Source organism: Vreelandella sp. L-25, assembly GCF_056857535.1.
In genome coordinates, this window is the sequence record NZ_JBSXNH010000075.1 from 36,140 (window position 1) to 49,346 (window position 13,207).

The following is a 13,207-nucleotide window of genomic DNA, read 5'->3' on the forward strand; positions in this document are numbered from 1 at the left end:
TGATTCACCATAGCTAAGCCGCCTCACGGGTGAGAGATAAAGGGGATGACAGGGTGTCGAGAGGGTTATCGAAATGGTTATCGAGCGCTGTTTGGGCATCGGTTGCGCCAAACAGCAACAGGTGGCGGCACGCGGTTAGGTCGGTCGCGGCCAGCGCCTGCTCGAAATACCAGGGGCCGTGGCGGGTATCGCCATACAGCACCGCGCCGATAAGGCGGCCTTGATGGAGCAGCAGGCGGCAGTAGTCGCCGGTTTCCGGGTCTTGGTAACGAAGCTCTTCGTGCTTAGCGGCGGCCTCGGTGGGGCCAAAGGCAAACAGGCTGACACCGCTGACCTTGAGTTTGGTGGCCGTGGGGGCTTCTTGATACGCCGCTGGCGTTTCACCACACAGCACGGCAGCAAGCACCTCCACCTGCCGCCAAATGGGTTCCACTAGCCCGTAAGTGTGCTGCTCGAACTGGCAGCATTCGCCCAGCGCATAAATGTGGTCGTCTGAGGTGGTGAGGTGCCCATCCACCACAATGGCGCGGTCGAACATAAGTCCGCTTTGCTGGCCTAGCTCCGCATTGGGGGTAATACCCGCCGCGACAATCACGCTGTCGGCAGCTAGCTTCCGGCCATCGCTTAGTGTGACCGACTGCACCTGCCCGTGGCCGTTACCCTCCAAGGCAGCAAGCGATGCGCCGGTTTCAATGATGATGCCACGCTCGCGCAGCGTGGCTTCCAGCAATTGGGCGGCGGTGGTGTCTAGCTGGCGGTTCATCAACCGCTCGCTGCGCTGTAAAACGCTGACGGTGAGCGCGCTACCGCCCCGTTTGCGCAGCCCTTCAGCAGCTTCCAATCCAAGTAAGCCGCCGCCAATCACCACGGCGTTGCCGCCTTGCTGAGCAATAGCTTCTAAGGCGTCGGCATCGCGTAGGTCACGAAACGTATGAACACCGTCAAGCGTGATGCCAGGCACCGCTGGCAGCGTGGGGCGCGAGCCAGTGGCCATCACTAATCGGTCATAGCTTAAGATGTCGCCGCGATGCGTGAGGAGCAGGCGGCGTTCGCGGTCGATGGAGGTCACGCGGTCGCCAAGCGTCAGTGTGATGTTGTTATCGGCGTACCAGGAGGCGTCTTGCAGAGTGAGCGCCTCAGGCGCCAGTTCGCCCGCCAGTAAAGGAGAGAGCAAAATGCGGTTATAGGCAGGTACCGACTCCTCACCCACCACTGTGATACGGCGGGGGCGCTGCGGATGGTTAACCAGCGCTTCAAGTAGTCGGTGGCAAGCCATGCCGTTACCGATAATGACGAGGTGTTCGTTCTGTGAGCACCGGGAAGCGGTTTCCATAGGTAGCTCCTGTGGTTGAATCAAAAAACGCCCCTGACACAGCCCTTTCAAGAAGGGAGTATCAGGGGCGTCGTTGCCCGTTGGCGTCGTTGATAACGCGCAGCAACCGCCGTTGGCTGCCGAACTGTCTTATCTTATGGTGAGCAAAAAGCCCGCCAGCTTTTGCCGTCGGTGGATTTAATTCAGCCTAATCAGGGTGTTAAGCGTTTTTGAGGAGGCGGCAGGCCGCTCATGGTTAGCTAGGCTTGCCCCACTTTGGTGCTTAAACGGCGGTTAATGCACTCTCTTCAACCGCTTATTCGACAAAGAGCATTCCTTTGGCGAGTAGTAGAAATGCAGAGTGTGTTTTTAAGTGATTGTTTATTAAATGCTTTAATGGTTTTAGCGCAGCGTGGGCGCAGGGTTTGCAGTTATTCTAGTAACAAGTAACAACGGCTCAGTGCAGGGTCTTTGCCTATAACGATCACAACGACTAATTGCGTCGAATAATACCAACTGCAGCAAATCACTGATGAGTACGGCACCCGGTAAGCGGTGCCCCTGAGACAACGGCGTCCAGGCAGGCTTCTTTCGAGGCTGGCTTGGGCGTTTTTTGCTTTTTAACGCCGGAGGAAACTGCCATGCCACAGGCCAATCGGCTCGCCCGAACCACCTGCCCCTACTGCGGCGTCGGCTGCGGCGTGACTGCAACGCTTAAAAGCGGCCAGCTCATCGCCGTCAAAGGAGACCGCGAGCACCCAGCCAACTATGGCCGTCTGTGCGTGAAAGGCACCGCGCTGCACGAAACGCTGGGAGAGCAGGGGCGCTTGCTGAAGCCGCGCGTGGACGGCCAGGAGGTCTCTTGGGAGCAGGCGCTCACCACCACCGCCGAACGCTTGCAGGCCCAGCGCACTGCCCATGGCCCGCAGACGGTGGCAGCGTACTTATCCGGCCAGCTGCTGACCGAAGATTATTACGTCGCCAACAAGCTGTTCAAAGGTTTCTTGGGCACTCCGCACCTGGATACCAACTCGCGACTCTGCATGGCGTCTGCCGTGGCGGGCTACAAGCGCGCCTTTGGTGCCGATGCGGTGCCCTGTAGCTATGAAGACCTAGAAGAGGCAGAGCTGGTGGTGCTGGTAGGGTCTAACCTTGCCTGGAATCACCCGGTGCTCTATCAGCGCTTGAAGGTGGCCAAAGAGCGCAACCCGCTGATGCGGGTCGTGGTGATTGACCCCCGAGTGACTGACACCTGTGAGATCGCTGATCTCTACCTAGGCATTCGTCCAGGCAGCGATGCTTACCTGTTTAACGGGCTGTTGGCGTGGATGGACGCCCACAATCGTTTGGATAGCGTGTACCTAGAACGCCACACCGAAGGGCTGGAAGATGCGCTGAATGCCGCTCAGCAGAATTCAGGCAGCGTAGAAGCCGTCGCCCGCGAGTGTGATGTAGACCCCGAACGTTTGGAAACCTTCTACTACTGGTTTGCCAGCCAGCTACACGTGGTCACGCTCTACTCCCAGGGGGTGAACCAATCCTCTAGCGGAACCGATAAGTGCAACGCGATTATCAACTGCCACTTGGCCGGCGGGAAAATTGGCCTGCCAGGGGCAGGGCCGTTTTCGATTACCGGCCAGCCCAACGCCATGGGCGGTCGAGAAGTGGGCGGGCTGGCCAATCAGCTAGCGGCGCATATGGATTACCACACGCCTGGCGCTCGCGAGTTAGTCAGCCGCTTTTGGGCTACTGAGCATTTAGCCCCGGCACTGCCTGACGCCCCGGGTTACAAAGCGGTAGAGCTCTTTGATGCCATCGAGCGTGGTGAGATTACCGCCCTGTGGGTGATGGCGACCAACCCAGCCGTGAGCATGCCAGATGGCGAGAAGGTGCGCCGCGCGCTGGCAAAATGCCCGCTGGTAATTGTCTCGGAGTGTGTCGCCAATACTGACCTGCTGCCCTTTGCGGATATCGTGCTGCCCGCGTCGGGCTGGTCGGAGAAGGATGGCACGGTGACCAACTCAGAGCGGCGAATTTCCCGCCAGCGGGGGATGCTGCCTCCTCCTGGCGAAGCGAAGCACGACTGGTGGATACTCTGCGAAGTGGCTAAGCGGTTAGGTTTTAGTGAGGCGTTCAGCTATACCCACCCGTGGGAGATTTTCGATGAGCACGCACGCCTCTCTAGCTATGAGAATAGCGGCGAGACCCAGCGGCTGTTCGATATCTCAGGGCTGGTAGGCCTGGGCCAAGCGGCTTATGATGCGCTCGCACCGATCCAGTGGCCCGTGACTCAGCAGGCTCCTCGCGGCACGGCAAGGCTGTTTGAAGATGGCCGGTTTGCTACGGCGAATGGCCGAGCCAAACTGCTGCCGATTACGCCGCGACCACCGGCGCAGCCGCTGAGCGACGACTACCCGCTGCGCTTGAATACCGGTCGCGTGCGGGATCAGTGGCACACCATGACGCGTACCGCCCGTTCGCCGCGTTTGATGAACCACCGCGCCGAACCGTTCATCGAGCTGCACCCAGACGATGCTGCTCAGGCAGGCTTAACAGATCAAAGCTTGGCGACATTGACCGCTGCCGCCGGGGAGTACCGTGGGCGGGTGCGGGTTTCCAACGCCCAGCGCCGAGGCGAAGTCTTCGTGCCGATGCACTGGACCGACTGCTTTACCAAGCAGGGTCGCAGCGGTGCACTGATTAAAGGCTATACTGACCCGCTCTCCGGGCAGCCGGAAGCCAAGCAGGGGACGGTGGCGGTGAGTAAACTCTCCATTGCTTGGCAGGCGACGCTGCTGCTAGCCAACGAGTTGGGTACGCAACCATCGCCCTGGTGTCGCAGCGACTACTGGGCGCGCATTCCGATGGCAAGCTGCACCCGTTGGCAGCTAGCGGATAGCCAGCCAGTTAAGGATTGGCTGGTGCAGGTGGAAGCGTGGTGCGGCATGCCTGTCTCTTTGTGGTGTGACGACCCGGCAACGGGTAGGCTGCGCGCAGCAGGAGTAGTGAACGGGCGGCTGCGCTGGTGGTTGATGGTGGGGCCACCCGACGAGCTGCCCGGGGTTGCCTGGCTTGAAGCGCGCTTCAATGACGCTACCCTGGAGACACAGCACCGTAGACGCCTGCTGGCCGGGTGCGATGATGGTGCTGTCGATACCGGCCCGGTGGTGTGCAGCTGCCACCAGGTTGGCCAAGCCAGCATTGTGAAAGCGATTCATGCGGGCGATACCAGCGTTGAAGCGTTAGGCGCACGACTGGCCTGCGGCACCCAGTGCGGCAGCTGCCTACCCGAACTAAAAGCGATACTTGAAGAGGAGCGGCCCCATGCGCGCGCTAAGCAAACAGCTAACACAGAAGTGGCCTGACGCGCTGTGGCGCTTGGGTCAGCGGGCGTGGGCGCCTTTTAGTCGCGACACCGCCGCTCGTTTACACCTGCCGTTAAGCGGTGAGTGCCAGCCGGGAACCGTCTATTTAGTCGGCGCAGGCAGCGGCGATGTCGAGCTGCTGACGTTAAAAGCCGCGCGGTTGCTAATGCAGGCAGACGCAGTAGTGTATGACCGCCTTGTCGGGGACGAGGTGTTAGGGCTCATTCCTCCGGGTGCCGAGCGCTACTATGTCGGCAAAGCCAGCGGCCACCACAGCATGCCTCAGGCAGAAATTGGTGCGCTGATCGTCTCCCTGGCCCAGTCAGGCAAATCGGTAGTGCGCTTGAAGGGCGGCGACCCTGGCGTGTTTGGGCGCATGGGCGAAGAGTTAGCGGCTCTGGCAGAGGCCGAGCTGCCCGCAGAGATTGTGCCGGGTATTACCGCCGCCTCCGCCGCAGCGGCGGGGATGGGAATTCCGCTTACTGATCGCGGCCACGCCCAGCAGGTGCGTTTTATTACGGCTCAGCTATGCCGGGAAGGCGGTATGCCGGACTGGGCATCGCTGGCGCGTCAAGACGAGACCCTGGTGTTCTACATGGGGCTCTCCAAAGTGGCCGCCATTTGCCATGGCCTGCGCCAAGCGGGCCTGCCCGATACGTGGCCTATCATGCTGGTGGCCAACGCCAGCCAGCCCGAGCAGCAGTCCCTGGTGGGCACGCTAGCCGATATGCCCGAACGCCTTGCCGCTCAGCCGCTGCCATCGCCCTGCCTCATTATGGTGGGGAGTGTGGTGAGCATGGTGGCCCACAGCCCCGCCGCTCGACTCTCTCAAACGCAGTGCTGGCAGCAGCATTGATAGCCGAGTCGTGTTCTTTTACTAAGCGTTTTAAACGCTGGGGTTGAAGTCTTCAAAGGCTCTCCCTATATTCGTTAACACGCTATCAAACGAGGCGGTGGAGAGGAGAGTCAGGAGTGCATGACGATGTCTCTAGGTGCGATGTTGGCCAGCAGCAGTACGGTCGGCCATTCGGTATCTCATGGGGCTTATTGAAAACTACCGTGCTGGCAGGAACCGATGGCGACGCGAATGTTCATAGGAGCGGAGGCTTCCACTGCCCGGTTAAGCGTCTCTTAATAAACCAGGAGTATTCTATGAAAAAGCACAAGGTTGGCGAAAACGCGCTCAAAGCGCAGTTACGTACCCCTATGTTCAAAATGCAGCAGCAAACGCCGAAGAAAGGGAAGGGCAGCTACTCTCGTAAAGGGCGTCATGCTCAAAGAGGGCATCGCCAAGCCGCTTGAACCAGCGTTTTGGCGATGCCTTCCCCAGGCATCGCTGCAGGCAATTTGCCAGTCTGCAGACTCTCATCAGCTTGGCCGGCCACCGGGTCGGCTTTTTTATGTCAATTGGCCGCTTGCTCCACAGTAGAGATACTGCACACTTCCATACGGTAGCCTGATTGGTACACGCTGCGTAGGCGCAGCACGTGCCGACCGTCCAGCTCTAACTTGCGTCGCAAACGGCTGACTGAGTATCCGTACGCGTCGACACATCGCCTTTGATCCCCCCCCCCACACCAGCTCCAATAAGTGAGCGCGGCTTAACAACTCACCCACTTTAGCCAGTATTTTTATCCTTATTAAGAAATGAAGAGCCCTCCATAAACCAAGGCGCCGATAACAACAAAGGCGGGATGGGTGTTAAAGCGCACAAGCGCAATCGTGGCCACGATACCGATAATCAGCGTGTGGAGGAGGCCGCTTGCCGCCATACTTTCTGTGAAAAAACTGAGGGTAAGCCATGCCATCATCATGGCAATCACTGGTCGTACCCATTGGCTCATGCGTTTAACGCGCGGGGAGTCGCGGTGGCGATATAAAAGCCCCAAAGCGCCAAGCATCAGCAGGAGTGAGGGAATGACCGTCGCGGCAACAGCCACAAATGCCCCGCCAATACCGGCAACTTCATAGCCAACATAGCCCGCCATTTTGGTGGCAATCGGGCTGGGGAGCGCATTGCCGAGCGCCAGCGTTTCAGCAAAGCCCTGTGACGTCATCCAGCCATAGCGACCCACTACTTCTGCTTCAATGAGCGGAATAATGGCGGGGCCACCGCCATAACCAATAATGTTAGGAATAAAAAACGCTAAAAAGAGATCCCAATAAATCATGCGGCACCCTCCGCGCGTTTTTTACGGGATGGACGTAGGAGGGCCGCCAGCAGAATAGCCCCAATCACCCAGCCGGGATGTACGCCTAGCCAATAAATCACCGCGCCTGCGATGACCGCCATAGCGATGCTGATTAGCCAGCCAAGGGCGGCTTTGGATTTATCGAAGAAGTCCCAGGTGAGCTGAGCCATCATGACCATGACTACCGGAATGACCGCTTGTCCCATACCGCGAATCCAGCCAACGTCGCGGTAGCGGCTAAAAATGCCTAACATCACAATCATGGCCACAATCATCGGCAGGATAACGGCAATGACGGCCGCCGCGCAGCCGCTGATGCCCGCTACCCGGTAGCCAATATAGCCGGGCATTTTGGTGGCGATGGGGCCGGGTAGGGTATTGCCGATGGCGAGCACGTCGGCAAACTCTTCATCCGTTAGCCACTGGTGGCGTGTCACGACCTCCGCGCGGACCAGCGGTATCATGGCAGGGCCGCCGCCAAAGCCGAAAATGCCGACGCGGAAAAACGCCCAAAAAAGTGCTGTTTGCTTCATACGCTCATTGCCCGCAGCGGTAGCATCACAGTAAAAAGCATCGAGATTGCCTATTTATCGTTTGTAGGTTAAAAAATCGATTATTCTGTCTAAAATAGAATATAGGTGAGCCAGACAAGAGGCGTCAACACCTAGTCATGGAATCTCCGTCAACTGATGCCTTGCGAAAGTACGCAAAAGGACTCCGGTATGAACAAGCCAATTCAGCTTTCCTCTACGAAAGCATCTCGCTCTATCTATGATGTATTGCGCCGCGATTTGGTGGGGGGGCGCTTTAAAGCGGGTGAGAAACTCGCCATTAATACGCTCAAGGAGCAGTACCAGGTAGGGTTGAGTCCGCTGCGTGAAGCGCTTAATAAACTGGCGGCTTACGGCCTGCTGATCCAAGAGAATCAGCGTGGGTTCAGAGTGCCTAAGCTCTCACGTGAAGAATTAGACGATATTGCGCGACTGCGCACCGAGCTTGAAGGTATGGCGCTGGAGCGAGCTATTGCTCATGGCGATGCGGTATGGGAAGCAGACCTTTTGGCGGCGGCACATCGCCTAAAGCGTGCAGACATTACACTAGATAAAGGCGAAGAGTGGGAACGCCTGCATACGCAGTTTCACCGTACCCTGGTGGCACCCTGTGGTTCAGTATGGCTGTTGCGCTTTATTGAACAATTGCACGACCAGTTCGACCGCTACCGTCGTTTAGGGCCGAAAATGCCGACAATCCGACAGGAACTGGATGAACAACACCATGAGCTGGTGGAACTAGCGCTTCAGCGCGACGCGACAGCCGCAAGAGCACTAATGGACGACCATATTCACAAATCTTATGAGGTTGCCTTGGCGCGTTATCAACAGCATGCCTAGCGTATTTGCGAGGGCTTATCTGTACACTGGCGTCCAATACGTGGCGATGCCACGCCTTTTAAAGATCCATAAGGTGCAGGTGGAACGGGTATGACGCAAGCAGCAGATCAGCAGGTAGTGGACCAAACGCTGGCATGGGTGAGCCATTTTATTGTTGGACACAACATTTGCCCCTTTGCTAAACGTGAGCTGGATAGCAATACGATTCGTGTTGAAGTCGTGCGCTCGAAAAAAGTGGATGTGGCCCTTGAGGAGCTAGTGGAGGAGATGGAGTGGCTCAACGAGCACCCTGAAGCAGAAACTACCCTGCTGGTGTTTCCGACACTTTTTAAAAGCTTCGACCACTACTTGGATTATGTAGAGCTTGCCGAGCAGCTGCTCGTTGAGTTGGGCTACGAAGGTATTTACCAGCTAGCGACGTTTCACCCTGATTACTGTTTTGCCGATGCAGAGCCAGACGACGCAGCGAATTACTCAAACCGCTCGCCCTATGCCATGGTGCATTTGCTGCGCGAAGCCAGCGTTGAGAAGGCCATCGCCTTTTACGGCGACACGGCCGCTATCCCTGAACGAAATATCGCTTACTTAACAGCGTTAGGCAGCAAAACCGCTGAGGCGCAGCTGCAGCGATGCTACAACCTGCCTTAATTTGCATAGGGTGCCTAAATTAATTTTTATGTTTGCAGACCATTTTTAATGCAGTGTTGGAAGACCAGCAGACTAGCAACCTGCTGGCAGTAAGAAGAAAACCCTCTTAATAGCCTTATAACGACTTATGCATAACGTAAGTATCCACATAACCAAGCGATGAGTGGCAATAAGCGTTGGGCACCGTGCCAACAATGCTAAACCCCAGACGTTGCCATAAGGCCACGGCGACTTGGTTGCTGGCCACTACGGCGTTGAACTGCATGGCTATAAAACCATGTTGGCGCGCAGCTTGCTGTGAGTGTTCGCACATGGCTCGCGCAACCCCTTTACCTCGCGCGTGCGGCGTTACCATATAGCCGCAGTTACACACGTGGCTACCAGGGCCAGCGGCATTCGCTTTTAAGTAGTAACTACCTAGCAGCTGCCCCTGTTCGTCTTTCACTGCAATACTGAGCAGTGGTGTTTTGCACCACAGTGAAAAAGCGTCGTCATAAGTGATGTTAGGATCTATCGCGTAGGTTTCTTCGGCAGCTACAATGGCCTGGAACGTGGGCCAAAATAGGGCGAACTCATCCGCAGTCATTGGTGAAAATTGAAGGGTTTGCATGAGTCTTTTCTCGTTCATTAAGGCATAAGCTACGTTAGCATATTCTGATGCGGCTCAGCGCAGTTGCATCGTTCCCCACCGAGTGGGCCATAAATTACAACGAGAGGGCTTGGCAATGACCATAGAGAGCGCACTGACCTACTTTTTAGCTATCTTTGTGTTTGCCGTGACGCCTGGCCCAGGAATTTTTGCGTTACTAGCTAAGGGGATGTCGGCAGGTACGCGTCCGTGTATCCCGCTGGCGCTGGGTATGACGGTGAGCGATGTGATCTATCGATCTCACCGTGCTAAACCGGAGCGATATGTTTCTGGTGGTGGGCTTAACGCTGGTTGGGTTGATGATGGGCTTAATGCTGGTAGCATCGTTTGCTTCCTCTGCGCGGCGCTTTTTTCAATCGGCGCGCGCTCAGAAAGGCACCAACCGTACCGCAGGCTCGCTGATGGTAGCGGCAGGTGCTTTTCTCGTTGCGAAAGGGTGAGTAGAGCGGCTTAACGTGCGGCTTGGGCAACAATCTCATAGCTACGCAGCCGATCAGCGTGGCTATAAAAGTCGCTATTAATCATAAGTTCGTTAGCGCCGGTACGTGCTTGAAACTCTTCTAATTGCGCTTTTACTGTTTCCGGGCCGCCAATAATAGCCGCCCCCAAAAACTGCTCTACTTGAGCGCGCTCCATGGGGGACCAGTCTAACGTATCGACGGGGGGCAGTGACTGGGTCGGTTTACCACGAATCAAGTTTAAGAATTTTTGCTGAGCGGTGGTGGCCAAGTAGTGCGCCATCTCGTCGCTTTCCGCCGCCATGACAGGCAGGCCCACCATCGCATAAGGTGCCTCTAAATGCTCAGATGGCCGGAAATTATCCCGGTATAGGCGCAGTGCTTCAAAGAGATAGCCCGGCGCAAACTGCGCAGCAAAGGCGAAGGGTAGGCCGAGCTTTGCCGCGAGCTGTGCGCTGTAACCGCTGGAGCCCAGTAGCCAGATGGGGACATGGGTGCCTTGGCCTGGAACGGCTTTAACGGTTTGGCGAGGGTCCGCATCGTCTAAATAACGGCGCAGCTCTTCAAGTCGCTCTGGAAAATCATCAACTCCTGCATGGGCGTGGCGGCGCATAGCCCGCATGGTGGCACCATCTGAGCCAGGTGCGCGGCCCAGGCCAAGGTCAATTCGCCCTGGGTAGAGGGTTTCCAGCGTGCCAAACTGCTCGGCAATCACTAACGGTGGGTGGTTAGGCAGCATAATACCCCCGCTACCCACGCGAATAGTAGATGTTTGCCCCGCCACATGGCCAATCAGTACGGCGGTGGCCGCACTGGCAATGCCAGCAATGTTGTGGTGTTCGGCTAACCAGTAGCGCTGGTAGCCCAAAGACTCTGTGTGTTGGGCTAAAGAGACGCTATCACGAAACGTTTCAGCAGCGCTGCCGCCTTGGCGGATGGGCGCTAGGTCAAGAACAGAGAGTACGGTTGAGGCAAGTTGGCTCATAAGTCACCTAATAAACATGCATGGTCGGCGGGCCAAGTTGTTAGCACGCTTCATAATGCTATGTTTATGCGGGCAGCAACGAGCAAAAACAAGGCGTCAAGCGAGCAGAGTTACTCTCGGGGCGGTGTGGGTCGCACTAGGATTTCATTAACGTCAACATGGGGTGGTTGCGACAGAGCATAGATCACCGCATTGGCGATATCGCGGTCTGCTAGCGCGTACTCGGGTGGTTCATCAAAGAAGGGAGTATCGACCATGCCGGGCTCAATCAGCGTCACCCGCATGCCGGTGCCGCGTAACTCCTCGCGCAGATTATAACCAATACCCGTTACTGCCCACTTTGTGGCGCTATACATGGAACCTGGGATGGTGGTGCGGCCTGCGGCAGAGCCGGTTAAAAGAATATGACCCTGGCGGCGTTTTAGCTCTGGCAAGCAGGCTTGCAGCGTAAGGCCAACGCCGTAGATATTGGTGAGAATCATCTCCCGCCAAGCAACATGATCGGCGCTGCTAAACCCACCCGGTGAGCCACCGCGACCTGCATTGGCGAATACTGCATCAATGTGGCCAAAGGTTTCAATCGCCTGTTCCACCATAGCTTGCTGCTGGCTTAAGTCGGTGACATCAACTTCGCAGGTGAGTACGTTCTCTGGACCAAGCTCTTGAGCAAGCGATGTCAGCTTATCGGCTGAACGAGCGGCAAGTACCAACTGGTAGCCTTCACGAGCCGCTGCACGAGCGGTGGCCGCACCAATGCCGCTGGAAGCGCCGGTAATTAACAGTACGCGGTCATGCATCGCTTGCTCTCCTTGCTCATTAAACTGGGTGAGCTTTCAGCATGGCTAAAACCTAATCAGGTTGCAAATCGGGCTCAGCGCTGCTGTTTTTACTCTTTACGTTGCAGCATGGCAGAGAGGTCAAGAATCGACTGTGCCATATCCGCCATGCTTTTGCTTTGGTCCATTGAGGTTTTTCGCAGAAAGCGGTAGGCCTCCTCTTCACTCATGGACTGGTGCGCCATGATTAATCCTTTTGCCCGCTCGATTAGCTTGCGTTCACGGAGAGCCTTGCGGGTATTCTCCAGCTCGTCGCTTAGCCCCTGTAAGCGGCTGGATTGAGCATGAGTGAGCTCCAGTAGTGAGCGGCTAAGCGGAGAGTTGAGGGCGTTGGCGGTTAGGTCTCCAAGCGGCTGAGTAGAGTGAAGGGCTAGTAACTGTTCACAGGGCGCAGGCAGCGGTCTGTCAGGCTTCGCCTTCGTCTGCTCTAGCTCTGTTTGAGCCTGGACAATTTTATGATGGCAAAGGGCCGTTAATTGGGTATTCAGGGTGTCTTCAACCGTTTTAATCGTATCAATACGCAGGGTGGTGAGCTCGTACCAGGTTTCACCTAATGTATTGCCTGATGCCGTTTGGTGGTGAGAGCGCTGGCAAGCAATATCTCGCAACTGACAAATGTCCGCCAGTGTTCTAGGAGAGAGGGATTGTTGCCAAGTCCCCAGAGCCTCTGGGGTGGCAAATTCTACAAAGGTGTCAAAGCAGCGCTGTTGGGCGTCAACCAACTGGTTCAGCAGCGTACGGTGGGCATTGTCGAAATGACCGAGAGTAAAACCAAAGGCGCCGCAGGCGCGCTCTTGCCCCGCCAGCTCTTTACCCTGCATAAGATGAAAAATAGCGACCAGGGCACGGGTAATGTCTGGGTCGACCGCTGTGTCGGCCGCTTCAAAAACAATCGCTAAGAGATTGCTAATGAGATGGTTAAACGCTTGAGTTGCTGCATCTGGCGATATGTTGAAGGTCTCAATTGCATGCCGTAATACATCTAGTTCATCCAGTGACAGCCAGACGGCAGCAATGCGGCGTAATAAGCGCGCTGTCGCCTGTGGCCGTGACTCCTGGCTAAGCGCTTCGAGACGCTGACGCATCGAGGCTTCCGCCGCTTGACTATGCTGCAGGTAAGTGGCTCGTCGAGTTTTAAAACGCTTGCCTTTTGAGGCTAAGTAAATCGTCGAGGCTCCTCGCTCGCGTTGAAGCACATGAATAAACTGGCTGACATCGCTGACGATATCTGCTGTGGTTGCTAGGTGGTTAAGGTTATCAATGTCGCAGCGCAGGGCGGTTAAGAGTAGCTGTTGGGCAGAAGACATGTTGATTTCCTTATTACTCGCCGCCTAAAGGTAAAAAGCCCCCACAGCGATGCGCATGCAGGGG

Annotated in this window: 13 protein-coding genes; 6 read left to right on the forward strand and 7 right to left on the reverse strand. The window is 56.5% G+C overall.

The window, feature by feature from the left end; all coding sequences use genetic code 11:
- Positions 1-13: 13 nt before the first annotated feature.
- Positions 14-1,333, reverse strand: a complete 1,320-nt coding sequence (locus tag AC13CN_RS12450) for an NAD(P)/FAD-dependent oxidoreductase (RefSeq protein ID WP_483053186.1) — start codon at positions 1,331-1,333, stop codon at positions 14-16.
- Between the two features lie 620 nt (positions 1,334-1,953).
- Here AC13CN_RS12450 and AC13CN_RS12455 point away from each other — a divergent pair.
- The 3 genes from AC13CN_RS12455 to arfA all read left to right on the forward strand — a co-directional run bounded on the left by AC13CN_RS12455 (position 1,954) and on the right by arfA (position 5,979).
- The gene (locus AC13CN_RS12455; protein WP_483053187.1) at positions 1,954-4,677 is read left to right on the forward strand and encodes a nitrate reductase; all 2,724 of its coding nucleotides are present in this window, start codon (positions 1,954-1,956) and stop codon (positions 4,675-4,677) included.
- The gene (gene cobA, locus AC13CN_RS12460) at positions 4,637-5,533 is read left to right on the forward strand and encodes a uroporphyrinogen-III C-methyltransferase (RefSeq protein WP_253027434.1); all 897 of its coding nucleotides are present in this window, start codon (positions 4,637-4,639) and stop codon (positions 5,531-5,533) included. The genes AC13CN_RS12455 and cobA overlap by 41 nt, the downstream gene beginning before the upstream one ends.
- A 296-nt stretch (positions 5,534-5,829) precedes the next feature.
- Positions 5,830-5,979 carry an alternative ribosome rescue factor ArfA gene (gene arfA, locus AC13CN_RS12465; RefSeq protein WP_074210948.1) on the forward strand — a complete coding sequence of 50 codons (150 nt, stop codon included), beginning with the start codon at positions 5,830-5,832 and terminating at the stop codon, positions 5,977-5,979.
- 338 nt (positions 5,980-6,317) lie between these two features.
- Here the strand turns inward: arfA and AC13CN_RS12470 are convergent, their stop codons facing one another.
- Positions 6,318-6,848, reverse strand: a complete 531-nt coding sequence (locus tag AC13CN_RS12470; RefSeq protein WP_044628975.1) for a chromate transporter — start codon at positions 6,846-6,848, stop codon at positions 6,318-6,320.
- On the reverse strand, positions 6,845-7,402 hold the full coding sequence (locus AC13CN_RS12475) for a chromate transporter (protein WP_044628976.1): 558 nt from the start codon (positions 7,400-7,402) through the stop codon (positions 6,845-6,847). The genes AC13CN_RS12470 and AC13CN_RS12475 overlap by 4 nt, the downstream gene beginning before the upstream one ends.
- Before the next feature lie 189 nt (positions 7,403-7,591).
- Between AC13CN_RS12475 and AC13CN_RS12480 the strand changes: the two genes are divergently transcribed.
- Together AC13CN_RS12480 and AC13CN_RS12485 are read left to right on the forward strand one after the other, a co-directional pair.
- Positions 7,592-8,260, forward strand: coding sequence for a GntR family transcriptional regulator (locus AC13CN_RS12480; protein WP_044628977.1), 669 nt, complete (start codon positions 7,592-7,594; stop codon positions 8,258-8,260).
- Positions 8,261-8,350: 90 nt separating this feature from the next.
- On the forward strand, positions 8,351-8,908 hold the full coding sequence (locus tag AC13CN_RS12485; RefSeq protein WP_054645293.1) for a DUF1415 domain-containing protein: 558 nt from the start codon (positions 8,351-8,353) through the stop codon (positions 8,906-8,908).
- Positions 8,909-9,023: 115 nt separating this feature from the next.
- Here the strand turns inward: AC13CN_RS12485 and AC13CN_RS12490 are convergent, their stop codons facing one another.
- On the reverse strand, positions 9,024-9,518 hold the full coding sequence (locus AC13CN_RS12490) for a GNAT family N-acetyltransferase (RefSeq protein WP_054641363.1): 495 nt from the start codon (positions 9,516-9,518) through the stop codon (positions 9,024-9,026).
- Between the two features lie 302 nt (positions 9,519-9,820).
- Here AC13CN_RS12490 and AC13CN_RS12495 point away from each other — a divergent pair, with 302 nt between their 5' ends.
- A complete protein-coding gene (locus tag AC13CN_RS12495) occupies positions 9,821-9,997 on the forward strand; it encodes a hypothetical protein (RefSeq protein WP_233420299.1) in 177 nt (58 codons plus the stop codon).
- 10 nt (positions 9,998-10,007) lie between these two features.
- Here AC13CN_RS12495 and AC13CN_RS12500 read toward each other — a convergent pair whose 3' ends face one another.
- The 3 genes from AC13CN_RS12500 to AC13CN_RS12510 form a co-directional block, all read right to left on the reverse strand.
- Positions 10,008-11,000, reverse strand: a complete 993-nt coding sequence (locus AC13CN_RS12500; RefSeq protein ID WP_474354915.1) for an MsnO8 family LLM class oxidoreductase — start codon at positions 10,998-11,000, stop codon at positions 10,008-10,010.
- A 110-nt stretch (positions 11,001-11,110) separates the two neighbouring features.
- Positions 11,111-11,797: an SDR family oxidoreductase gene (locus AC13CN_RS12505; protein ID WP_044628981.1), complete on the reverse strand. Its 687-nt coding sequence runs from the start codon at positions 11,795-11,797 to the stop codon at positions 11,111-11,113.
- An 89-nt stretch (positions 11,798-11,886) separates the two neighbouring features.
- Positions 11,887-13,143, reverse strand: a complete 1,257-nt coding sequence (locus AC13CN_RS12510; protein ID WP_044628982.1) for a nitrate regulatory protein — start codon at positions 13,141-13,143, stop codon at positions 11,887-11,889.
- Between the last annotated feature and the right edge of the window lie 64 nt (positions 13,144-13,207).